This window comes from Flammeovirga pectinis (genome assembly GCF_003970675.1).
GTDB lineage: Bacteria > Bacteroidota > Bacteroidia > Cytophagales > Flammeovirgaceae > Flammeovirga > Flammeovirga pectinis.
Genome location: NZ_CP034562.1, coordinates 3141278 through 3166736 on the forward strand (window position 1 = coordinate 3141278; position 25459 = coordinate 3166736).

Consider the following 25459-nt stretch of genomic DNA (forward strand, 5'->3'; position numbering starts at 1 on the left):
TCTATTGATTATTTAGAAAAATAGTTACTTTCCTACTAAAATTTATTTAAAGGATAATATATAGTCTTGAAGGTTCTGACTACTTTCTAATACCAATTTTTTCTTTAAGCGATAACGTGATGTTTTGATACTATCTTGAGAGATACCTAAAAGATTAGCACATTCATATAACCCTAAATTCAATCTTATCAATGCACAATGCCTAAGATCATGTGCTGTTAAATTAGGGTGATTTTCTTTTAATTTTTGATTAAAATCGGTGTGAATACCATCAAAATACAATTGAAATTCTTCCCAATCTTTGTCTGTTTTATCACTTTGTTCTATCGTCTTATTTAATTTATTAAGTGATGTTGCTAATTCAGGATGGTTGTTTACAGTCTTTTTTATTTGGTCTTGTAAGGTATGTAGGAAATTATTTTTCTCTACAATATTTAAAGTAACAGCAGTTAATCTACCATTCTTCTGATCAATAATCTCTTGTAACTGTTCTTCTCTCCATTGAGAGTTCTTTAATTCTACTTCAGCAATAGATTTTTCATTCTCAATAATTCTTTGCTTTTTATTAAAAAGATCTTGTTGCTGCTCCATTATTTGTGTCCGTTGAGTAGCTATTTCTTTTGCTCTCATTTCAACAAGGTATTCTAACCTTTTCCCTTTCGCTCTTAGATTTTTATTATAAAGTCTTATCGCTATAAAAAGTAGAAAAATAGAACAAACTACTACTGTTATATAAAACCATAACTGTCTGAACCAAGGTGTAATTACATTAAATGTAATAGAAGAAATAGCACTAATTAATTTGCCTTTTTCTTGCGATCTAACTTCAATTGTATAATTCCCTCCTTCAACATTTAAAATACTAATCTTACCCGTATTTTCCATTTCTGACCAAATGGTATCTTGAGAAAGAATACGGTATTGGTACCTCGTATTGATTAAAGGAAAAGAATGAGATGAGTAACTAATCTCCACATTAGAAGAATAAGGAATTTCTGTTGTTGAGTCCCATATTTTTTTCTCTCCATTATTACCAGAATAAACAACTTTTATAGATTGTATTTCTGTAGCTTTTGGTAGTGATTTATCTTCCGAATAAAATAACAATCCTTTTTCTGTTACAATCCAAAGTTCCTTTTGATTGTCTTTTACTAAACCACCAATTTTAATTGCATTAGAAGGTAAACCATTTGTCTTATCGAATAGTTGAGCTTTACCATTTTCTATTCTATATACACCTTTAAAAGAAGCAAGCCACAAAATATTATTTGCTCTTGAAATAGCTTTTAAATTGGCATTTTTTTCTAAACCTAAAGCCGATATTTCCTTTAAACTAATAGAAGAAGAAGTACCTCTAACAAAAGAAAAGCAACCATCAGAAGTTGCTAAGAATACATTTTCGGCATCAATTAATATATCTCTGATAATAATATCTTCTCTTACTGTTCTTGGAAATTTTAATTTGAGGTTTTCAAACAGCTGATCTGTATAATTATAACGTTGTAATAAATAACCTTTATGAGCTGTTCCTACATAGAAAGCCCCATCAGCAATACCTTTGATAACTTGAACATCTTTTAAATTATCACTTGATAAGTATGAAAGTTTATGCTCTTTTGTGTATTTATAAATTCCATCTTGATACTCTCCAGTAATCCATAAATTATTTTCATCGTCTACAAAAAATGATGTTATAGACTGTGTGAATTTAATTCCCTCTAGTTTTGTATAATTATTAGAATTTGGAGAAACAAAAAAGATATCTCCAACATAACTACCAAAAACCAACTGTCCTTCAAATTCACCAATTGATCTAATACGATCAGGAAATGAATAAACATGTTGTTGTCTCCATTTCTCCTCTTTTTTGATAAACTGACGAACACTATCACCCTCAGAAAAAAGTAATGAGCCATCTTTAGCTATATATGCACTTTCTACTAGCACATGGTTATTAAGTAAGTCTAATCTATTAAAGGGTATCTCTTTGAGTAAACCAATACTCTCTGTACTACCAATCCAAATACCTTTTCCTTGTTGATAGTCTATTGACAATACATCTTCGTTACCTTGTAGATTAATTTTACTATAGGTAGAGTGATTTTCAAGTAAATCAACAAAGTAAGCTCCATTATTCCATGTACCTAGAATTAATTTATTTTTTGAAAGGATTTCTCCTACAGAAATATCAGGTAAATTGACTCTTTTCTTCCATTTGATTAACTGACCTAATCGATTTACTTCCATTTCGAATAGTCCTTGTTTACATCCCACAAAAAATGATTTAAAGCCATTCTTTTTTACCCACGAAATCTCATTAATATCAATTGGTAATCTGATAGATAAAAATCTATCTTTTTCTTTGTCATATCTAAAAATATTACCAGAAAAACTAAAGACCCAAGGGTTTTTAAAACCATCAACATCAAATAAAATAGACCGTACGTAGTGTGGAGATTGAGAACGTAATTTAAGGTGGTATCTCTTTAAAGATTGCCCCTTTTTATAAAGTACAATAGAAGAATCTTCTCCTATCCAATATTCCTTATTATTTGTTGCAAAAATACTTTTAGGATAGAATAATTTATTTCTATCAAATTCATGTGTGCCTTCAATAAAGTCTTCAAACTGATAATTATTTCCCTTTGAAATAATTTTACCTACACCTAGATCATGAACAACTAATATGTCGCCATTCTTCTCTTTGGTAAAAGACTTAATATAATTACTAGAAAAAGCAGAAGGGAAATATTTTGTTGATTCTCCATTAAAACGCATGACCCCATTATCAGAAGCGCCCCAAAGTATTCCATCACCAGTATTGTTTATTGCTTTTAGTTGTCCTGATATTAGGCTAGCATCAACAGGATAATATATAAAATTTGATGATTGTGCATAAATAGAATATTTACCAACAATTAGTAGAGAGATAATAAATACAATAGTTAATAATCGCTTCATATTCTTAGCTTAAAAGAATTTACTAAAATATAAACAATCAGATTTGTTTACAAATACACAATTGTTGATAACTTTCTGATTTTATCACTTTATATCAGAAAGTTATCAACAATTATATTACTCCTCTATTTTCTGAGGCCCTATGATCGGTAATATAATTGTGAACGAAGTACCTTTTCCTACCTCTGAATCAACTTTAATATCACCTTTATGATCTTGAATAATACCAAACGAAATAGACATGCCTAATCCTGTACCTAACCCCACTGGTTTGGTTGTAAAGAAAGGATCAAAGATTTTATTTACAGTTTCTTTATCCATTCCACCACCATCATCAGTGATTCTTATGTAGACCATCTTCTCATCGCTCCAAGTTTTTATAGATAAGTTTCCTTCACCTTTAATAGCTTGTTCCGCGTTGTTAAGAATGTTCATAAATACTTGGTTAACTTTACTCTCATTACAGTTAACCAATGGGATATTTCCATAGTCTTTATGGACTTCTACTCTGTTTTTAAGTTTATTATTTAAAAGTGTGAGAGAGGTATCAATACCTTCTTCAAGATTGGCTTCTTTAAATTGAGCGGAGTCCATTCTTGCAAAAGTTTTCAAGTCCATTACAATTTGAGTAGTTCTATTTGCTCCTTCTTCAACACCTTTTAAGAGATCGTTTATTTCTTGAATTACAAACGTGATATCGTAATTTTCTTCAATCTCATTTATCGTTTCTTGTTTTACAAACTTCTTGAGTTCATTAAAAGCTTGAATCAAATCTTCTATATCATCTTTTAGAGGAAGAACATTATTCGCCACAAAATTTATTGGGTTATTAATTTCATGAGCAATACCTGCTGTCAATTGTCCAATCGAGGCTAATTTTTCTGAGCTAACAAGTTGATCTTGCATCTCTTTTAGTTGAGATAAAGCACTTTCCGTATCCATTAGAGAATCGTGCATTGCAATATTTTTTGATGCAATCTCGTCATTCTTGTGTTCGAGCGTTAAATTAGACTCTCTGATTTCATCATGTGCAACTCTTAATTTCTCAGACTGAGTTCTTAAAGCTTCATTCTGACGTTCAATGTGCTTCGTTCTTTTCTCTACTAAAAGTTCTAGATGGTTTTTATGCACTTCTAGTTGCTTCTGTGCATCTTTTAATTCTGTAACATCAACCAAGAAACTTGTTACACCAATAATTTCTCCTTGAGTATTTCTAAACGGGTTAAAAAACTGTTCGAAATAGTACCCTTTAAATTTATCTACAACTACTAAGTCTTCTCCTTTTATACAACGATCAAAATATTCTCTTTCAAAAATATTCTTGTTGTTCTCTTTTATACTATCAAAAATATCTAACAAATAGACGCCTTTTTCTAGACGGACACCTGTAAGCATTTCTGTTATTTTCATAAACTTATTATTACAACTCAGTAAACGTTTATCACGATCTAAAGTATACATCATGATATGGTCTGAGTTGTCTAATATATTTCTTAATAGTTCATTGGTCTTCTTATATTCTTCAACAACAACTTTACGTTGTCCTAATTCACTTTTCCATTTACTTACCATAAATGTTAAAGATGAAGTAATGATTACCCATAACAAGAATACCAATGCCATTGTAAAATTACGCGACTGAATTGAGCTTCTTAATACAGCCTCAAGTGGTACTCTAGTAGTAATAACCCAAGGTTCTGTCATTCCTTGAATTTTAATAGGAAACAACATTTCATAGTAGCTTTCGTCGGTTTCGCTGTTTTCTACTATTCTACTTACCTTTTGATCGTTTCTTAATGATGCAAATAAGTAAGCAGGAATACCATCATTCTTTCCAATATCAGAAGGGTTTACAGAACCTACTATCTGACCATTTGGAGCGGCAATACATACATATCTTTTATCATCTCCATCAGTATCTTTTATAAAGTTTTGAAAAAATGATAAGCGAATTGCAGAACCAACTGCTCCAATAAATTTATCACTTTCAGAAAAGAAAGGCAATACTACATGTACAGCAAATAAATTATTACTACCATTCTGTATATGCTTCGGTAACGTTACAAAAGACTCTCTTGATGCCAAGATTCTTTCTTTCAAGAAGAACTCGTTCCAGTCTAATGTTCCTTTTTTTATTTCATGATTAATTGCTCCATCTGCGTTCATAGATTCATTATCATAAAATATAGGATTGTAAAAGGCATTGTCTGTAGAATTACTATCTACAAGTACCATCCACATATATTCAATATTAGTATATTGTATAACAGTATTATCTAGAAGTCCCTCAAGGATTTCATCTGTATTCCCCTGGTCTTCAGCAATAATTTGCATAGTATTACTTATCAACCTCATTTCGCTCAATAAGGTTTGTAATCTAGACTCGATAGTTTCTCCATATCTAACCGCACGTTCTTTAGTAACCTCGAATGCTAATTTTCTAGAGTTACTTCCGCCGTTTTCATAGACTTTATATCCTATTATTAAGAAACAAAAGGTAGTGAGGGTTATTACCCACCATATAGATCTTGATTGTGAATTCAATTCTTAAAGATGATATTAATATTATTGGCCATTATATTCAGTTACTCACAAAGTTACATTGCAATTTTACCAATGACCACCTTGTTAAGTTTTTTTTACGAATTATTGCAAATAACATAAAAATGTTATTAAAAATATGGATCGAAACGGGTTGCAATCATTTGTTAACAAAATGATGCATTTTTAGTTCGGTGAATTAACTAAGAAAATTGTAGATTAGATAACACACTGTCAATATAAGTTCTATTTCAGTACAAACGTTTTGAAATAATAAGTATGAAAAAAGATTCAAAGCTACTCAAAATCCTTGATTTCTTAGAAGCAAATGAAGCCAAAGAAACTAGAGATTATTATGTGCCTTCATTATGGCTAGGGCAGGAACAAGGCGCTTCCTATCCCGTAAAAACAAACCCAATGACGTTCTTCAAGGAGTCGATTCAAGAAATCACTGCTCCTACAGATAGAAATGTCAACTATAATCATTCCCTTTCTCAATTAAGAAACGAAGTACACGGTTACGGTGGTGATTGGACTTACGTATCTAGTTTCTATAATTTATTTCCACGCTTAACAACCGCATACGACCACGATAACAACGGTCATGTTGGTTCTGGAAATAGAATGGACATTACAAGTAGCGATAATGGATTTAGAGAGACTGGAACATTATTAAAATGTATTTCTATGCTTAAGTACATAAGAGACTTAGGCTGTAATACTGTATATATGTTACCTCTTACTAGTATTGGTGAAGACGGTAACAGAGGAGATTTAGGTTCTCCATATGCTATTAAAGATCAATATAAACTTGATCCCAATTTAGCAGATCCACTTATTCCTTTTACTGTAGAAGAGCAGTTCGAAGCTTTTGTTGAAGCTGCTCACATGATGGGAATGCGTGTTATTATGGAGTTTGTTTTACGTACATCTTCTTTAGGAGGAGATTGGGTAAAAATAAACCCTGAGTGGTTCTATTGGATAGATAGAAAAAGAGCTCATGAATACCATAGCCCTGAATTCCCTGCCAATGAATTAGCTGCAATTAAGCAAATTCCTGAAGGTGGAGGATATCACTTTGCACCAAGTAGAGAATACCGTTCTTTATTTAAAAAGCCACCTACTCCAGAACAAATTAAAATTGAAGACGGAAAGTTTGTAGCTTATACTGATGAAGGTGAATTAATTATTCCTGGTGCTTTTGCAGATTGGCCACCAGATGATATTCAACCAGCATGGTCTGATGTTACGTATTTACGTATGTACAATTTTCCTTATGATCATGAACCAAATGATTATAATTACATTGCATACGATACTATACGTTTTTACAATCCTGAATTAGCTCAACCAACACACGTAAATAGACCTTTATGGGATAAAATAAGTGGTGTTATACCTCACTACCAATCATTTGGTATTGATGGAGTTATGATTGATATGGGACATGCTTTACCTCAACCTCTTATGGAAGAGATAATTGATGGAGCACGCAGAAATGATAGAGATTTTGCTTTCTGTGAAGAAAACTTTGATGTTACTCAGAAAAGTAGAAATGCAGGTTTTAATGCTGTACTAGGCCACGAATGGAGAGTTACTTCTCGTGATAAACGCCAAGGTATACAAAGAATTGTCGAAGATTCTAATGATTACCTTGCCTTGCCATATTATGGTACACCAGAAACGCACAATACGCCTAGAGCTATGATGCGTGGTGGAGAACCACATTGTAAGGTTACTTATGTTTTAAATAAGTTCTTACCTAACTCTATTCCTTTTATACATCAAGGTTTTGAGCTTTTAGAAGAATGGCCCGTTAATACTGGTTTAAATTTCTTACAATCAGAAACAGATTTTTATAGCCAACAAAGATTACCGTTGTTCTATAAATCTGCTTTGCGTTGGAACAACGATCACAACTTAATAGGGTATATTAAATATATCAATAACATTTACAATCACTTTGGTTGGTTATTGAACAATGATCACTTACGTGGCAATGAAGAGTCTATGACAATTCATTACCCAGAAACTGCTTTTGAAAGTGTTATTGCTTTTGAACGTTTTGATCCGTGGCACCCAGAACATTCTCTTCTTGTAGTTGCTAATACAGATTACAATAATTCTCAAGACTTTTTCTTAAATATTCCAGGTACTAACAATGGTGCTTATTGGGATTTTGCAGGAAAGAAAGAGTATAAATTTGTTGATAATTGGATGTCTGCAACTTTAGAAGCTGGCCAATGTTTAATAATTGAAATTAGAAAATTGATCTAAGTATCAATTCGATCATATACTTATTTAGACTGTGTATTTAACAATGCACAGTCTTTTTTTTACTTAAAAATTAACCCATTAAATATTATAAAAATTAGTTAAATATCATTATCAAAAAATATTTATAAAGTTTGACATTAAACTATAGTTTGCACCAAAATGAAAAAAGTATTTTAATATTAATGATATGAAATTTGTAAAAGTGCAACTATTAATTATTTGCTCGTTTTTAGCATTAACAACTTCAAATGTATTTGCTCAAGAAGTAAAAGAAACAGTAAATCACAATCAATATGTAGAAAGTTATAAAGACAACTATACTAAAAAAGAACACCATGTAGAAGGTCTAGAGCATGATGGGGAGCATGAAAAAATGAAAAGACATAAAGTTTCGTTCTATTTAGGATATGCTTTTATTCCTCAAGAAATTTCTTCCCACGAAGGATTGTTAGTACCTAGTTTTGGACTTGATTATACTTTTAGGATCTCTAAAAAATTCTCTATCGGGTTAGTAAACGATATGGAAATTGCACAATACATGATTGAAGTTCCCGGTGAAGGACATGGAGAGAATGGAGGAACTGAAGAACTAGAAAGAGAGTATGCATATGTTGGTGCATTAATGTTATTCTACAGTCCTATTAAAGGATGGAATGTTGGTGTAGGTCCTGGTATTGAGTTAGAGAAAAATCAAAACTTTGCTGTTTGTAAATTTATGATTGAAAAAGAATTTGAATTACCTGGAGAATGGTGTATCTCTCCAAATTTCTCTTACGACATTAAAGGAAATGTATACGATACGTGGAGTTTTGGGGTAGCTTTTGGTAAAAGTTTCTAATTAAATGTATTCATAAAGACTGTTTAATGTCCCTTCTCTTGTATCTTTACACATATGTGTGATAAATAACAAGTGGCGAACATTGAAAAAAATTTTAAAAATATCGATAGCAATTTATTGCTTCTTAATTTCTGATGTATCTATTGCTCAAATATCAGATGATAAGAGATTATGGTTACATTATTTTAATTCTATTAAGCTAAATAAGAAATGGAGTGTTGATACCGATGCAGCCTATCTACATCAGTTTGATTTAACAGCAAATAGAATACAAGCTCGTTCCGGGGTTAAGTATAAAATCAATAAAAACTTTTCTGTAAGAATAGGGATGGGATATTTCTATGTTTTCGATCCTGAAGGAGCTAATGTATCAGAAATCCGTCCTAATCAAGATATAATTGGCAAGCACTATATTAGCAGAAATAAATCTTGGTTTTTTACACAAAGAGCTAGGTTTGAGGAGCAATTTTTAACCACCACTATAGAAGACGAACTGATTAAAGGAAAAGATCAGAAAAATAGATTAAGGTATTCTTACATGATAAGAAAAGCAATCAACTCTTGGACTTTTGGTATTGGAGGTGAAATGTTTATCAATTTTAACGATAAATCTACAAATGCCTTTGTAAATAAACATAGAGCATATGCTGTAATCAATAAAAAAATAAATGATAACCTTGCTTTAGAAGCTCAATATATTAGGGAAGATAGCTTTAAATATCAGCAAGGATCTATCTACCATGCAGATGTTTTAAGATTATGCGTTAAGCAGGTTATTCACACTAAAAAATAATTTAGTTTGTGCTACCACATATTTTAGTTCTTCATTACTTAGACCTACAAAAAGAGGTAAGCTCAAAATAGTATTGGCGATTTTTTCTGAAATGGGGAAATCGCCTTTTTTATATCCTAAATAAGCTACAGACTTTTGTAAATGTATTGGAACGGGATAATGAATAATAGTTTGAATATTCTTTTCTTTCAAAAATGTTGCTAGTTCGTCTCTATGTTCCGTTAAGATTGTAAATAAGTGATAGGCTGGTTCTACACATTCTTCAATTTCAAACAGCCTAATATCACCTACCCCCAATAATTCTTTAGAATATAAAGCAGCCAACCTTTTCCGTTCTTCTGTCCAACCAGATAAATATTTTAATTTTACTGATAGTACAGCAGCTTGTAAATTATCTAACCTTGAGTTTAGCCCTAGTACATCATGATAATACTTTTCAGAAGAACCATAATTTCTAATTGCTTTACATTTATCTGCTAACAATTGATTATTTGTAGTTATTGCACCCCCATCACCAAGTGCTCCTAGATTCTTACCTGGGTAAAAGCTTGTTGCATTAAGATGACCAAAACTACCCGTAAATTGTTTATTATAAGTTGCTAAATGAGCTTGGGCGTTATCTTCAATAAGATAAATTTCTTTCCCTTCAATCATTTTTAATATTGATGATAAATCCACAACATTACCATACATATGAACTGGTATAATTGCTTTTGTCTTTGCTGTAATACTCTTTTCTAATAATTCACAATTTATTAAACCATCTTTTTGATTTACATCTACAAGAACAGGTTTTGCACCAACTAATACCACAGCTTGTAACGTGGCAAAAAATGTATTTGCAGTAATAATTACCTCATCTCCTTCATTAATATCAAGTGCTAATAATGCAATTTTCAGAGCATCTAGCCCATTTCCTACACCTACACAATAGTTTACTTCTGTTGCTTTAGCGTATTGCTTCTCAAACGTATTTAGCTCCTCTCCTAAAATAAAACTATTAGCAGAATAAACTTCTTCAATTGCAGATAATACTTCCTGTTTAATTGAGGCATGGATACTATCTAAAGACAAAAAAGGTACTATCATATATTTATTTTTAATAAATGTATAGATAATACCTTTTCTTATATTTCTAAAGAAATTAGTAGGCTAATTCTTCAACAGGTAGATACTCTTCTTTCGGATCCACAAATACCTGTTCATCAAGTATTACAATTGGTGTTTTTAATAATGATGGAAAATCTACTAATGTTCTTACTAGAACAACATCATTCATTTCATTAAAATCATCAGAAAAGCATCTATACCAAGGTGATTTCTCATTAATCAATACAGACGATGGTTTTACTCTCATTTTTTCTAGAATGCCGACAAGTAATCGTTCCGATATTGGACAAGCATTTACTTCTATTTCTCTGAGATCTGCAATTTTTAAATTTACATCTTTTGCAAATTTACTTTGTTTCGGACAAGAACTGTCATAAAGGATAACAGGCCTTTTAGTTATTGATAGTGACATGGTGGTAGTTTATTGGATACAGGTATATTATTATATCATAATTTAGTAATAAATGCTTCTAATTATCGAAATCTTCATCATCATGAATTGCTGATAATTATCATACTTTTTAATACTGTATCGTTTTTTGGATTATTAATAGTGGAAAAATGTTAGCAACTAATACACATCTAGTGTATATTTAATTCATTCCGTCTATTAATTTAGTGAAAAATCAAACCTAAAGCAAAAAATGAAATCACATTTTAGATTACATGTTTTCTACGAAGTCGTTCAACGTCAGAGTTTTACAAAAGCTTCTGAAGTACTCGGTATTTCACAACCTGCTGTTACTAAACATGTTAGAGCTTTAGAAGAAGAGTATCAACTCCCATTACTTGAAAGAAAGGGGGTTATTATCCATTTAACACAAGCTGGTGAAATATTAAAAGCTTACTGCGAAAAGATTTTCAGCTTAGAAAGGCAACTAACTTTTGAAATGGATGCTTTAAAAGATCATCAAGGGGGTACAATTCGTATTGGGGCTAGTACTACAATTGCTCAATATATTATACCTAGTGTGATTGCGGAATTTCAACAAAAAGTAAAAGATGCCAAAGTTGAAATCAAAAGTGGAAATACAGAAGCTATTGAAAACTGGCTTATAGAAGATAAAATAGATATTGGAATGATTGAAGGTTCTCCACATAGAGGAGGGTTAAAATATATTCCATTTTTGAACGATGAACTAGTATTAGTTGCATCATCAAAGTTTAATAAGCTACAAACAATAGAGCTTAAAGATATTTTCTCTAAACCAATAGTTATGAGAGAACAAGGAAGTGGAACAAGGAAAATTATTGAATATGCTTTAAAAGATGAAGCTCTTTCTATTAATGATTTAAATATAATTATTGAATTAGACACTACTGAAAGTATTAAACGCTACATCGCATCTTCTCCTAACTATGCTATTTTATCTATTTACTCTATTCTTGATGAATTGAATAGAGACCAACTTCAAATAATAGATATTGAAAATTTTGAGATGAACAGAAAATTGCATTTTGTTATAAGAGAAGGTGGCTCTATAGGCTTAGGTAACAAATTTATGGACTATACTATGCTTCATTATAACAAAAGGTAATAGTATATTACTTTTATGAATCATTATTCATCTAATTTTTGATCACATTTGTATACAATCAAAAATTAAAATTTATGAATAATATATCGATTCAAAATATTAAATCTAATCCAACTATAAATAAAGTTGTTTATATAACTTTAGCCTTACTAACATTAACTCCTTGGGTATCTACAGCTGCTGCATTATTTAGCGGTATTTTCTTTGCTATTTTCTTTAAATTACCCAACCAACAATTAAATAAAAAAATTAGTAGTAGTCTTTTAAAATGGTCTGTAGTCTTTTTAGGTTTTGGCTTAAACGCTACTGATGCTATAAAAACAGGTTCTGAAGGATCTTTAATTACCTTTACAAGTATTGCTTTAACTTTAACTCTAGGAGGAATTTTAGGTAGAAAGTTTGGGCTAGATAAAACAATTTATAGACTTATCGCTTCTGGTACTGCAATATGTGGTGGTAGTGCTATTGCTGCAATGGCTCCAGCATTAAAAGCAGACGAAAGACAGATTTCTGTAGCTATGGGAACAGTCTTTATTTTAAACGCTGTGGCATTAGTTCTCTTCCCTATAGTTGGTAACTATTTAGATATGTCGCAAAACCAATTTGGTTGGTGGGCAGCATTGGCTATTCATGATACTAGTGCTGTAGTGGGTGCTGCACAAGCCTATGGAGAAGAAGCATTAAAAATTGCGACAACAGTTAAATTAACAAGAGCTTTATGGATTGTTCCAATCTCATTAATTGCAGCCTTTAGTCAATCTGGTAAAATTAATTTTAAAACAATGCCTACATTTATTTTAGGTTTTGTGATTGCGATGCTCATCAATTCATACTTTCCTAGTACGCATGTAATTGCTCCTTTCTGTAATTTTATTGCTCATAAAGGTTTGGCATTATCATTATTTACAATTGGTTGTACATTAGATTTAGATAGCGTGAAACATGTAGGTACTAAACCAATGTACCAAGGTATTATACTTTGGTGTTGTGCTTCTGTAGTATCTTTAATTGCAGTATTGCATATATTTAAGTAAAAAAAGAATACTATTTCTTTTAAAGAACCTTTGGATAAATAATTATTCAAAGGTTTTTTTTATTATTTTTATATATCACCTAATACCCATTTATATGAATATATCCCATACTAAAAAGAATATTATCATTGGTTCTCTTACCCTAGTACTATTACCTATTGTTATATTTTTAGCTATTAGGTTTGGTACTTATAGATTAGAAAAATTAGCTACAGATACTTTAAAGGAGATTGCAATAGGAAAGAAAGGCAAAGGATATTTTGTCAATTTTCAAGATTTTGATATCAATTGGTCAGCAAGTAAAATTAAAGCAATTGGAATTACTATTATTCCTAATATTACTGATAATAATAATAATTGGATCAATGGCTCTGTTGATACACTTAGTATTCAATTCAAGAATATCTTTACTAGTGCTATTTTAGGAGAAGTAAACCTTGAGCACATAAGAATAATACATCCCAATATTCAATATTTTTGGGCTTATCAAGCTAAAAAAGGAACTACTAAAAAGACGACTACAAAGCACTCTCCTATCCCTAAATTTGATGTTCTAAGTAAGAGATTATCTACTATTGGTATATCATCTATAGAAATTACTAATACAGAATTTAATGGATATGCTGTAGATAAAAACAATCAGCATAAACATATATTTCACTCCGAACAGAATTTTTTAATTGAAGGAATTGAATTTAATCTTGATGAAAATAATATCAATAAGATTATCAATATTAAAACCTTTTTGTTCTCTTGTGGGCCTACATTTATGCGAAAAGATGGCAGTCTATATGGGTATAAATTTGATAGTCTAGTGATTAATAATCAAAATGATTTTATTACACTCTCTAAGTTTAAACTACATCCTCTTTATTCAGACAAAGTATTCTTTGATATATCAGGTAACCAAACTGATAAAATGACATTAGAAATTGAGGAGCTAAAGGGATCTGGTTTTAAAACCAAACATCTTTTTAATAAAGATATGATTGCACTGAATAAAATTTCTGTACATCAATTAAACTACGATATCTACAGAGATAAAAATTATAAAGAAGATACTTCAAAATATAAGGAATTGCCCAATAGACTACTCAAGAGAATGAAAATTGATATACAAATTGACACTATCAATATAAATCAAAGTGCAATTTCTTATAGAGAGAAAAGTAAAGATGCAGACCACCCTGGTATACTTCGCTTAACTAAAATTGATGGTAGTATTCATAATATTAATTCAACCAGTAATTCTCCAATCGATATTGATTTAAAATTTAATTTCCTAGGCAAGTACCCAGCTTATTTAAAATCATCTATCTCTTTAGATACTACCTCCAATTGGTTTTTAAAAGCAGATGGTCACATATCAAAATTTCCTCTTGTTGCATTAAATACTTTTACTCATAACAATCTAGGTGTTCTATTTCAGAGAGGGTATTCGAAAAAAATAAATTTTAATTTAACGCTAAATAATGATATTGGCAGAGGTAATTTAGATTTCTTTTACAATGATTTAAAACTGAAAGTAACCGGTAAAAATGACATGAAAGTTAGTTTTGTAGAATCTTTAGCTGGTTTTGCTGCTAATAATATTGTTGCTTATAAAAATAATTGGGATGATAAAAGAGCTAGACATGCCCCTTTATATTTTAAGAGAGTGACCTATAAATCTCCAATCCATTATCTAATACATACTATCTTATCTGGAGCTACAACCTCTGTAATAGGTTCTTATGCACAGTTGCCTCCAGATGAAAGGAAAGAGTACAAGCAACGTAAAAAATCTACTCACCAATAAATGTAATTACTAGAGACCTTGCTCCTCCTCTATTTCTATGCTCACCTAGGTATATACCTTGCCAAGTACCTAGTAGAGGTCTCCCATTACTAATTGGAATAGAAACTGATGTGCCTAGAGTTGCTGTTTTTAAATGAGCAGGCATATCATCTGCGCCTTCATAGGTATGTTCATAATAAGGAGCATTTTCTGGGTGTACTCTATTAAAATGACTTTCAAAATCTGTTCTTACAGATGGGTCTGCATTTTCGTTTATAGTAAGTGATGCAGAAGTATGTTTTATAAACACCTGTAAAATACCCGTATACCCTTTAATTTCTGGGATTTTAGAAAATACTTCCTCTGTAATAATATGATAACCTCTTGAGTAAGGCTTTAGTTGAATTTCTTTTTGAATAACCATTCCTATTTATAAAATAAAAAAAGCTGTATCTATTAAAATACAGCTTCATTTTGATTACTAAATCCCTAATTTTTCAAATAACGTTTCAATTTCTGGGCTTGATGGTCTTGGAGCATCAGCCTCTTTTACTTTACCTTTTTTATCTAATAAAATAAATCTAGGTATAGATTGAATATTGAACTTTTGAACAAAATTATTATTGTCTGCAAAGTGAAATTGATTACCTTCTAATGCTTTTTTAGTCACCATTTTTTTCCATGCTTCTGTATCTTGATCAACAGATAAACTCACAAAAACTACATCTTTACCATGGTGTTTTTTCTCTAAACTTTGTAAAGAAGGAATCTCTCTTAAACAAGGTCCACACCAAGATGCCCAAACATCTATGTAAACGTATTTACCTTCAAATTGTGTAAAGTCTACTTCTTTACCGTTCAAATCTTTAAAAGTATATAGCTCTTTATCATTAGTTGGTAAAAATGTAAAACTTGCTAATACTAATGTGATGATTGCCCCTAAAACTGGGAGGATTAATTTCTTTTTCATAATGAGTGTATTTATAAAATTAATGTTCAATGTAAAGATGCTAAATGGATTTCTAAAACTATAGGATATAATTCCTTACTATGTGTCTATTTTTCCTAAAATATTAGATGCAAAAAAAAGGCCGATAAGTTAAAACCTATCGACCTTTCATAATCATTTGTATATTGCTATACTAGATGATATCTAAAGAACGGTTTATAAATGCAGTAAGATCAGCACCTTTCAAGTTACCTTGAGATAGTTTTGCTAAATCGTAAGCATGTTTTACCAATTTATCTTGAGCATCTGTATTTTCTTCTTTCAAGATTCTTCCTACAAGTTCACTGTTACCGTTAATAGTTACAGTATCTCCGCCAGGGAAACCTCCGAACATACCACCCATGCCACCTTGCATAGCTGACATTTCTTCCATTCTACGCATAAACTCAGGCTTAGTAATCATTACCGGAAGTTCATCAGCTGTCATAGCTTCAACTTTAGGCTCTAATTTGTCGTTGTTTAATGCTCTTTTAAAGATATCTACTAAATTCTTAGTTTCATCTTCTGTTAAAACTGACTCATTTTTCTCATCTGTTTCAATCAAGTTGTTTACAGTATCAGAATCGATACGCTTCATTGTAACATTTTCGAACTTATGCTCAGTGTTGCTAACAAAGTGATTATCAATCATAGTGTCCATTTTCAAGACATCATAACCTTTTTTCTTAGCTGCTTGGATGTAAGTATCTTGTGTACCTTGATCCGAAGCATATAAGAATACTGATTTACCATCCTTATCAACTTGGTTAGAAGCAATGTGCTCTTTGTATTCTTCAAGCGTAAATTTCTTTCCATCGATGTTTTCAAATAGACAGAATTTTTTCGCTTTATCAAAGAACTTGTCATCAGTCATCATTCCGTATTTTACGAATAGACCAATGCTTTCCCATTTCTTCTCATAGTTCTCACGATCGTTTTTGAACAAGCTGCTCAATCTATCACTTACTTTACGTGTAACGTAGCTAGAAATTTTCTTAACGTTAGCATCAGATTGTAAGTAAGAACGAGAAACGTTCAATGGAATATCTGGAGAATCAATTACACCATGCATTAAGCGTAAAAACTCAGGCATGATTTCCTCTACATTGTCAGTAATAAATACCTGACGAGAGTACAATTGAATTTTATCTTTATGAGGAGTGATATCTTCGCTTACTTTAGGGAAGTAAAGAATACCAGTTAATTCGAATGGATAATCTACATTTAAGTGAATCCAGAATAAAGGCTCTTCAGACATTGGGTACAACTCCTTGTAGAAGTTTAAGTAGTCCTCATCTGTTAATGTTTTAGGATCTTTAGTCCATAAAGGTTCGTTTTTATTGATGATATGTGGTTCTACAATTTCCACATCTTTAGCATCATCGCCTTCACCTTCTTTTTCTGTTCTCTTATCAACACCTACTTGAATTGGAATAGGCATAAATTTAGAGTAACGATCTAAGATCTGACGTAAACGTTGCTCGTCTACAAATTCTTCAGAATCTTCGTTTACATGAAGAACAATAGTAGTTCCTCTTTCAGTTTTGTCAGATGGAGTGATTTCGTAAGTTGTAGAGCCATCACATTCCCATTTAACAGCTGGTTCATCTTTAAAAGATTTAGTGATAACATCAACATTATCAGCAACCATAAATGCAGAATAGAAACCTAAACCGAATTTACCAATGATAGTTGATGTATCTACATCTTTAAATTTCTCAACAAATTCTGTTGCTCCAGAAAATGCTACTTGATTAATATATTTTTCAACCTCTTCTTCGGTCATACCAAGACCTCTGTCAGTAATAGAGATTGTTTTTGCTTCTTTATCTACATCAACTTGGATTGTTAGATCACCTAATTCTCCGTTGAACTCTCCCATAGATGCTAACTTTTGAAGTTTCTGTGTTGCATCTACTGCGTTTGCTACTAATTCACGTAAAAATATATCGTGATCAGAATACAAGAATTTTTTAATTATCGGAAAGATATTTTCAGTATTCACTGAAATAGAACCTTTTGACGCCATTTTATCTATATTTAGTTTAATAAATTACTTTTAAAAGCTAATTGATATATTCTACCAATTCAGCTTCATCACTATTTCCAAATTGCATACCATACCGAAAAAATAGTTTTTTTGTCAGTTTAATCTGTCGAAATGTCAGTTATTACCTTGTAATTTAGATTCAAATGGTTTTCTATTGGGTTTCAAGAAAAAATAGTATAGATTTGCAATAGTAATTTCAACCATTATAATTGGAATTATAGTATTGAAAATAGAAATAAGTTAAAATCTTATTTCTAAACTAATTTAAAAACTCTCTAATAAACATATATCTAACGGGCATAAATTTAACTAATCAATACATCTCGAGATTATATTTTCTCATTAATGTTTAGACAGAATAATACATTCCTGTATTATTTATTTCCCTACAGATTATTAAGAGTATTTTTAAAATGTCGTAAGATCAGAAATTGATCTTGCCTTCAAAATTGTATAAGTAGTCACACATCATAATGAAAGGCTGTCGAACATTTCGACAGCTTTTTTCTTGCATATCATTTTGATTTTTAATCAAATAGTCTCTATAAGTACAATATCTTCCCAATAGGTATTAATGAATTGAATATGTTTTCAATAAATCTGAAATTTATTCATTAATACCTATTAGCTTTGTCTTTCATAAGTAACTTTTATAATCATTATATGACATTTGAATCCCTTGGCGTAATGCCATCTATCCTTGAAGCACTTGAAACTCGTGGATATACAACACCAACTCCTATTCAAGAAAAATCTATTCCTTTTATTTTAGAAGGTCGTGATTTACAAGGATGTGCACAAACAGGAACGGGTAAAACTGCCGCTTTCTGTATCCCAATTATTCAGCGTCTTTCTCAGAATCCTAAAAAGGGAAATAAAATTAGAACTTTAATTTTAACTCCTACTAGAGAATTAGCTTTACAAATTGGAGAAAGCTTTAGTGAGTATAATGAGAATAATAATTTAAAGCAGCTTGTTATTTTTGGTGGTGTATCTCAAGAAAAACAAGTAAAAAAATTAAAACAAGGTGTTGACGTTCTAATAGCTACCCCTGGTCGTTTATTAGATTTAATGCAACAAAAATTTATATCACTGTCACATTTAGAAATTTTTGTTCTAGATGAAGCTGACAGAATGTTAGATATGGGTTTTATCCATGACATAAAAAAAATATTGAAAGTTCTTCCTGAAAAAAGACAATCATTATTTTTCTCTGCAACTATGCCAGATAGTATTGTACAAATCTCTAACAGGATTCTTACAAACCCTAAAAAAGTAGAGGTTACTCCGGTTTCTTCAACTGCAGAAACTATTGATCAGTTTATTTATTATGTTGATAAGCGTAATAAGAAAAATTTACTGCTTAAAGTGTTAGAAGACGAAGCTATGGATTCAATTCTAATATTTACTCGTACTAAAAGAGGTGCAAACCATATTGCTGGTACTTTAAGTGATAAAGGAATAAAAGCTGAAGCAATTCACGGTAACAAATCGCAGACTGCAAGACAAAGAGCGTTATCTAACTTTAAAGACAAAAAAATTAGAGTACTTGTAGCTACTGATATTGCAGCTAGAGGAATAGATATTAGCCAATTAAAATTTGTAATCAATTTCGAGGTTTCTGATACTCCAGAAACTTATGTACATAGAATTGGTAGATCTGGGCGTGCTGGTGAAGAAGGCGTAGCTTATACATTTGCAGATGGTTCTGAACTTAAAGATGTTAAGGCTATCGAAAAATTAATTGGTAAAAGAATACCAGAAGTAAGAGATCATTCTTTTCCTATGCAAGAAAAAGAAAGTGACATTGCTAAATCTACCGCCAAGAAACAAAAACAAGGTCAAAGAGGTAAACCAAAAGGTGCTCCTAAGAAAAGTAGAAATAATTCTTCTGGTGGTGGCAATGGTAGTGGTAGTAATAATAGAAGTAAAGCAAGAAGAAGATAATACTAAAATCTTAATTTAGGCTTACTCAAAGAAAGGTTATTACTTAATTAAAGTAGTAACCTTTTTTTCACAAATTAATATCTTCGATCCGGATAAATGTTCCATAAACAGAAGACTCTATTGTAATGTCTCCTCCAATTGCATTCGAACGGTACTTAATGTTTTTCAGGCCAATTCCTTCATTTATTTTTTTCATGTCAAAACCTATTCCGTTGTCTTCGTATATGACACGTCCTATAGTCGAATTCTTTTCTCCAAAAAACTGCAAATAGATTGATGTTGCATTACTATGCTTCTTAGCGTTTGTAAGCAACTCTTGTGTTATCCTATAACAATGGTTTAAGTTTTCTGATTTATCACTTTCTGGCCATGAGTGAAACTGCAGGTACACACGCATATTTCCATTATTATACCTAGTTCCTAAATCCAATATAGCTTCTTTAAAATTAATAGAATTTAGTGTAGGAGATATCAATCCATGACTCATATCTCGGACTACTTTTATCGTTTTTGAAATAATTTCTTTAATTTCTCTATCTCCTAAATCATCCGATTTGTTTACTAAGGCAAGATTGCCTCCTACATAGTCATGCAATTCTCTGCCTATTCTATTTCTTTCTTCTTCTTGCCCTCTTAGTATTGCTTGGGAATATTCTTTTTCGTAATTTTTTTGAGATATTAATAATGAATTATGTTCTTCATATACTTTTAATAAATGATTAATTAAAAGTGCAAAATAAGACAGCGACTCATATGTAATAAAAATATAATAAAGGTAATCTGTAAAGTTAGACCTCTCTATTATTCCCATATGAGGTAAAGAAACAAAGATTGCAATTACAAAAAGCCTAGAAATAAAAACGATGAATGTATATTTTGCAAGCCTATTATTTTTATTCCATTGTTTTAATAATACATAAAAGCACAATCCAAAACTAATCCATGATAAAAGAACAATACTTGTAAAAATAGAAGCTACAACAATGTAATTAGATATATATACTAGTAGCAGTGTTGTAATAATTGTATAAGTAAAAATTCCTGGTGTTATCCAAATTAATACTTTTCTAAAGCTTTGGTCTTTATCTGAAATGTAATAATAGAAATACATTAGAAATGTAACGTATACCATGTTAGCAATATGCCTAATTACATAATTTAATTGTTCTAATTCTATGGGTATATATTTTAAGAAGAAACCTAATTCACTTTCAGCAAAAAGTAATCCTCCATAAAACGATATGGCATAATATATAAATACTTTTTTCTTTGTGAAAATGCCAATTATTAACCCCAAGGTTAGGAAAACTAAAACTATAATTCGTAAAGTATTTATTACTTCTCGCTCATTATGTACATTGTTATTGAAGGTTTTACTTTCATATAAAAATATGTCAGTATGTGTAGGCCAACCTTCACCATTCATAAAATAATATACTTCTTTTTTTTCTCCAGCCTCAAAACTCAAAGGAATAGAATACCCTCTAAAATTATAATTATTTTCTTCTTGGTGGAAGTCGGATTTTGTGCCCGCATTAATGATTTCTAAATCCTTTTTATTTGATTCTATCCATAATTTAAAAACTGGAATGAGAGTATATTTGAAACAAAGAATTTTATCAACCGCTACACTACTTTCTATCGTTAATTTACACCACTTCCCTTTATTAAAAGGACCGTTTGATAAACCACTAATTGATTGGTTAATCCATAAATTTGGGAAATATGGAATCTCATTAATTATTAAAGGGGCTTCATCTGCATAAATTTGCACCTCTTCTGTACAATTTATAACCTGCTGACTGTCAGCTGTAATTAAAAAACCAAAAGAATAATTGGAATAGAATAGTAATACAAGAATTAATAAACGACAATAGAAAAGCATAGATAGTTTATGATAGTTACTTGGTTGCTTATTGAATAATAACGTCAAGGACTAAAAATAGATATCATTAAAAGAAATACAAAATAGTTTATCTAAAAATCTAGACTAATAAATTATCGATGGCATATTTTACTAAATCTGCTCTATTTTCAATATTCAATTTTGATTTAATATTTCTATTGTGTGTTTTAACCGTTTCTGTACTGATAAAAAGCTCGTCGGCAATATCAGCATTACTTCTACCCTTGGCTACCAGCTTTAAAATATCTTCTTCTCTTGGCGATAGAAAAACTTCATTCTCTGCAGTAGAAAATTCTAGGATACTTTTAATTCTTTTAGAAAAATATGTTCCATTATTTTGTAGATAATCAATTGCCTTTACAAACTCTTTTGCATTATCATCTTTAAGAATGTAACCATTTATTTTCTGCTCTATTGTTTTTTTAATAATAGAGGGTTTATCGTGCATAGTTACAATAAGAAACTTGGTAGATCTACCTATAAGTTTTTTCTGAGCCCTTTCAATAAATTCAAAACCTTTCATCTGTGGCATTTCCATATCAATTAAAATGATATCAAATATCCCTAATGGAAGTTTTAATGCCTCTTCAGGATTGGAAATAGATTGTACTTCGGCGGTAAAGTGTTTTTTTATTAGTTGTTCAATGCCCATACTAAATAATATATGGTCATCGACAATTAATATATTAATAGAATACATAGTGAGTAGGTAAGTCGTTTTTTATAAACCAGTCGTTGTTAAACTTTTCTAATAATAGTAGTCAAGTTTGTTTAAATGTAAATATGATGATTTATACACATATAACATAAAAACAAACAATTTTTTATTTAAAGTATCCTACTTTTTGATTAAATGGAAATGGTTTTTATTTCTTAATAACAAAAAAAGTCATACTTACTTGTTGTAAATATGACTCTCAATTTAGTATCTTTCTTTATCTTGTAGTTTAAAATCAAACAGCCTGCTTAAACCCATCGATAATAAACCTACACCTATAATTCCTCTAATTTCTAGGAAAGAAAATAATTCATTAATTATTAAGAACATTGAACATACTAATGCTACAATACTCGTTAAAATTGACATAACTTTTAGAAATGATGTTTTCTTTAAGTGAAGTCCAAGGTTTAATGAACTTATAGATTTTGATAACAACCAAAACCCAGAAAAGTATATAATAAAATATCTACCTAATTCATTACTAAACACTAATATAGCACTCATTAATAAATCATAAACTGTATTGATAAGATTAAAACCCCAACTAAATATTTTTGATTTATTTGAGATGATAAAATTTATTTCAAACAACGCACTTATTAATAATACTGTTGCAAAGAATTCCGTTAATTGAAAATTTGACCCAAAAGGAATAATCAAAAGAAGTGCTCCTATAAGAATATAAGAAACCCCTGTAAGAGCAGACATCCACCAATATGGAGTCCTTTTTTCATCATGTGTTCTTATAAATGTCTTCATCACTAATTTTGTTTAAATATATACATAAAGTACGTATATAATTGAATTACAGTTTCTCAACTTAAAATATTTTAACGGGAATATGTCGGATTTACTCACCATAAAAATACTTATTAACCAACTCTATGTATTTTCAAGCTATTTATTGTTTTATAAAGCTATAAATTATTAATAGTAGTAAATCACAATAATTGTCAATATTAACAATCTGCTTATTTAGTAAATGGAATAAATTTACTGTAATACACTACTTTTCTTTACTTAAAAAATAAGCTTCTTATATTAGCTACTTTTATAGAAAAGGGATAAATATGAAAAGAGATTATTATGGAGTGGAATGATTTTACTATCAATATTCAATCTGAGCTATCTGAGTTTGACAAAGAAACTATTTGTAAACTCTGGAATAAAGAATATCCTATGCAATTGGCTTTTGAGAATACAGATGCTCTTGATGTATACCTTAACAATTTAGAAAGTAAACAACATATTTTGGTAAAAAATTATGGTAATCAAATAGTAGGTTGGTTTTTCTGTTTTGAGAGAGAAGGTCAAACTTGGTTTGCTACAATTGTAAATAGTTTTTATCAACATCAACGTATTGGCTCAAAACTTTTAGCGTTAGGGAAACAAAATTTTGGTAGCTTAAATGGTTGGGTAATTGATCATGATAGGTATTATAAATCAGATGGTAAAAAATATTTATCCCCAATAAACTTCTATTTAAGAAATGGGTTCAAAATAGATAATGATAGACTAGAACTTCCTACTTTATCAGCAGTAAAAATATCATCCTTTTAAAAAAGAAAAACTCCCTACACTGTAAACAATGTAGGGAGTTTTTATATATCTAAATCAGACTAAATTAGTCTTCTAAAGCTGCAATACCTGGAAGAACTTTTCCTTCCATTAATTCTAACATTGCACCACCACCTGTAGAGATGTATGATACTCTGTCTCCAAACCCTAGAGTATTAACCGCTGCAGCAGAATCACCACCACCGATTAATGAGAATGCACCGCCTTCAGTTGCTTCAGCAACAGCAGTTGCAACCGCTGTAGTACCAGCTGCAAAGTTAGCCCATTCAGAAACACCCATTGGTCCGTTCCAAAGAACTGACTTAGATTCTTTAATTACTTTAGAGAATTCAGCAGATGCTTTTGGTCCAATATCAAGACCCATGTAACCGTCTGCAATTGCATTAGAATCGTAAGAAGCAACAGTTGCATCTTCACCAAATTTATCACCACAAATAGAATCGACTGGTAATAATAAATTAACTCCTTTAGCTTTTGCCTTTTCGATTAATTCTAGAGCAAGATCTAATTTTTCTTCTTCACATAAAGAGTTACCAATAGTACCTCCTTGTGCTTTAAAGAATGTATATGCCATACCACCACCGATAATAATATTATCAGCAACATCCATGATACGCTCAATTAATAAGATTTTATCAGAAACCTTAGCACCACCCATAATTGCAGTGAAAGGACGTTGAGGATTTTCTGTAATTTTCTTAGCGTTTAATATTTCCGCTGCCATTACATAACCAGAAACTTTATCTTTCATGAATTTAGCGATAACTGCTGTAGAAGCATGCGCTCTATGTGCAGTACCAAAAGCATCCATTACCCAAACATCTCCTCTTGAAGCTAATTTTTCAGCAAATGCTTCATCACCTTTCTTTTCTTCTTTGTAGAAACGAAGGTTATCTAAAAGCATTACTTCACCTGGCTTAAGATCTGCTGCCATAGCATCTGCTTCAGCACCAATAGGATCTCCTCCAAATTTCACTTCAACACCTAATTTTTCAGAAAGTGTAGCAACAAGGTGTTTTAAAGAGAATTTTTCTTCAAAACCATCTTTCGGACGCCCCATATGTGACATCAAGATAGCTGAACCACCGTCTGCAATGATCTTCTTTACCGTAGGAATAACTGCATTAATACGAGTAAAATCACGGATTGAAAAATCAGGATTTAACGGCACGTTTAAATCTACACGTACTACAGCTTTTTTTCCTTCGAAGTTATAAGAATCGATCGTTTTCATAATTTTAAACTATTTTTAATAGATTATTTTGAATTTTAAATTTTGCAGTCGCAAACTAGATTTATTAATCGATTAAAAAAATGATCAAAATCAGACTTCAAAAAGAAATCTTTAAGCGTAAAAATCACCGTTTTAAACAATTAAGGTCTAGTTTTTCATCAGATGA

Annotated in this window: 19 protein-coding genes; 8 read left to right on the forward strand and 11 right to left on the reverse strand. The window is 30.7% G+C overall.

Going from position 1 to position 25459, the window contains the following annotated elements:
• Positions 1-42 precede the first annotated feature (42 nt).
• On the reverse strand, positions 43-2961 hold the full coding sequence (locus tag EI427_RS12635) for a helix-turn-helix and ligand-binding sensor domain-containing protein (RefSeq protein WP_126615168.1): 2919 nt from the start codon (positions 2959-2961) through the stop codon (positions 43-45).
• Between the two features lie 117 nt (positions 2962-3078).
• Complete coding sequence (locus EI427_RS12640) at positions 3079-5505, reverse strand: ATP-binding protein (RefSeq protein WP_126615170.1); 2427 nt, start codon at positions 5503-5505, stop codon at positions 3079-3081.
• A gap of 276 nt (positions 5506-5781) precedes the next feature.
• Here EI427_RS12640 and EI427_RS12645 point away from each other — a divergent pair, with 276 nt between their 5' ends.
• The 3 genes from EI427_RS12645 (at position 5782) to EI427_RS12655 (ending at position 9410) form a co-directional block, all read left to right on the forward strand.
• Positions 5782-7779, forward strand: coding sequence for an alpha-amylase family glycosyl hydrolase (locus EI427_RS12645; protein WP_126615172.1), 1998 nt, complete (start codon positions 5782-5784; stop codon positions 7777-7779).
• A gap of 187 nt (positions 7780-7966) precedes the next feature.
• Positions 7967-8617: a hypothetical protein gene (locus tag EI427_RS12650; protein WP_126615174.1), complete on the forward strand. Its 651-nt coding sequence runs from the start codon at positions 7967-7969 to the stop codon at positions 8615-8617.
• A gap of 82 nt (positions 8618-8699) precedes the next feature.
• A complete protein-coding gene (locus EI427_RS12655; protein WP_170178457.1) occupies positions 8700-9410 on the forward strand; it encodes a DUF2490 domain-containing protein in 711 nt (236 codons plus the stop codon).
• Here the strand turns inward: EI427_RS12655 and EI427_RS12660 are convergent.
• Together EI427_RS12660 and EI427_RS12665 are read right to left on the reverse strand one after the other, a co-directional pair.
• Positions 9375-10499, reverse strand: coding sequence for a DegT/DnrJ/EryC1/StrS family aminotransferase (locus EI427_RS12660; RefSeq protein ID WP_126615178.1), 1125 nt, complete (start codon positions 10497-10499; stop codon positions 9375-9377). The genes EI427_RS12655 and EI427_RS12660 overlap by 36 nt on opposite strands.
• A gap of 55 nt (positions 10500-10554) precedes the next feature.
• Positions 10555-10932, reverse strand: a complete 378-nt coding sequence (locus EI427_RS12665; protein ID WP_126615180.1) for an arsenate reductase family protein — start codon at positions 10930-10932, stop codon at positions 10555-10557.
• Positions 10933-11164: 232 nt separating this feature from the next.
• Here EI427_RS12665 and EI427_RS12670 point away from each other — a divergent pair, with 232 nt between their 5' ends.
• From EI427_RS12670 to EI427_RS12680, 3 genes are all read left to right on the forward strand, one after another.
• Positions 11165-12058 carry a LysR substrate-binding domain-containing protein gene (locus tag EI427_RS12670; RefSeq protein ID WP_126615182.1) on the forward strand — a complete coding sequence of 298 codons (894 nt, stop codon included), beginning with the start codon at positions 11165-11167 and terminating at the stop codon, positions 12056-12058.
• A gap of 74 nt (positions 12059-12132) precedes the next feature.
• Complete coding sequence (locus tag EI427_RS12675) at positions 12133-13092, forward strand: YeiH family protein (protein WP_126615184.1); 960 nt, start codon at positions 12133-12135, stop codon at positions 13090-13092.
• A gap of 94 nt (positions 13093-13186) precedes the next feature.
• Positions 13187-14890: an AsmA family protein gene (locus tag EI427_RS12680; protein ID WP_126615186.1), complete on the forward strand. Its 1704-nt coding sequence runs from the start codon at positions 13187-13189 to the stop codon at positions 14888-14890.
• Here the strand turns inward: EI427_RS12680 and EI427_RS12685 are convergent.
• The 3 genes from EI427_RS12685 to htpG all read right to left on the reverse strand — a co-directional run bounded on the left by EI427_RS12685 (position 14877) and on the right by htpG (position 17886).
• Positions 14877-15293, reverse strand: a complete 417-nt coding sequence (locus EI427_RS12685; protein WP_126615188.1) for a secondary thiamine-phosphate synthase enzyme YjbQ — start codon at positions 15291-15293, stop codon at positions 14877-14879. The genes EI427_RS12680 and EI427_RS12685 overlap by 14 nt on opposite strands.
• Before the next feature lie 57 nt (positions 15294-15350).
• On the reverse strand, positions 15351-15839 hold the full coding sequence (locus EI427_RS12690; RefSeq protein ID WP_126615190.1) for a TlpA family protein disulfide reductase: 489 nt from the start codon (positions 15837-15839) through the stop codon (positions 15351-15353).
• 172 nt (positions 15840-16011) lie between these two features.
• Positions 16012-17886, reverse strand: coding sequence for a molecular chaperone HtpG (gene htpG / locus EI427_RS12695; RefSeq protein ID WP_126615192.1), 1875 nt, complete (start codon positions 17884-17886; stop codon positions 16012-16014).
• Between the two features lie 684 nt (positions 17887-18570).
• Here htpG and EI427_RS12700 point away from each other — a divergent pair.
• Positions 18571-19854: a DEAD/DEAH box helicase gene (locus tag EI427_RS12700; RefSeq protein ID WP_126615194.1), complete on the forward strand. Its 1284-nt coding sequence runs from the start codon at positions 18571-18573 to the stop codon at positions 19852-19854.
• Positions 19855-19921: 67 nt separating this feature from the next.
• Here EI427_RS12700 and EI427_RS12705 read toward each other — a convergent pair whose 3' ends face one another.
• From EI427_RS12705 to EI427_RS12715, 3 genes are all read right to left on the reverse strand, one after another.
• A complete protein-coding gene (locus EI427_RS12705; RefSeq protein ID WP_170178458.1) occupies positions 19922-21787 on the reverse strand; it encodes a sensor histidine kinase in 1866 nt (621 codons plus the stop codon).
• Positions 21788-21839: 52 nt separating this feature from the next.
• On the reverse strand, positions 21840-22460 hold the full coding sequence (locus EI427_RS12710; protein WP_126615198.1) for a response regulator transcription factor: 621 nt from the start codon (positions 22458-22460) through the stop codon (positions 21840-21842).
• Positions 22461-22682: 222 nt separating this feature from the next.
• Entirely contained in the window at positions 22683-23240 is a 558-nt protein-coding gene (locus EI427_RS12715; protein ID WP_126615200.1) for a hypothetical protein, read from the reverse strand.
• 327 nt (positions 23241-23567) lie between these two features.
• Between EI427_RS12715 and EI427_RS12720 the strand changes: the two genes are divergently transcribed.
• A complete protein-coding gene (locus EI427_RS12720; protein ID WP_126615202.1) occupies positions 23568-24041 on the forward strand; it encodes a GNAT family N-acetyltransferase in 474 nt (157 codons plus the stop codon).
• A gap of 64 nt (positions 24042-24105) precedes the next feature.
• Here EI427_RS12720 and EI427_RS12725 read toward each other — a convergent pair whose 3' ends face one another.
• Entirely contained in the window at positions 24106-25293 is a 1188-nt protein-coding gene (locus tag EI427_RS12725) for a phosphoglycerate kinase (RefSeq protein ID WP_126615204.1), read from the reverse strand.
• Between the last annotated feature and the right edge of the window lie 166 nt (positions 25294-25459).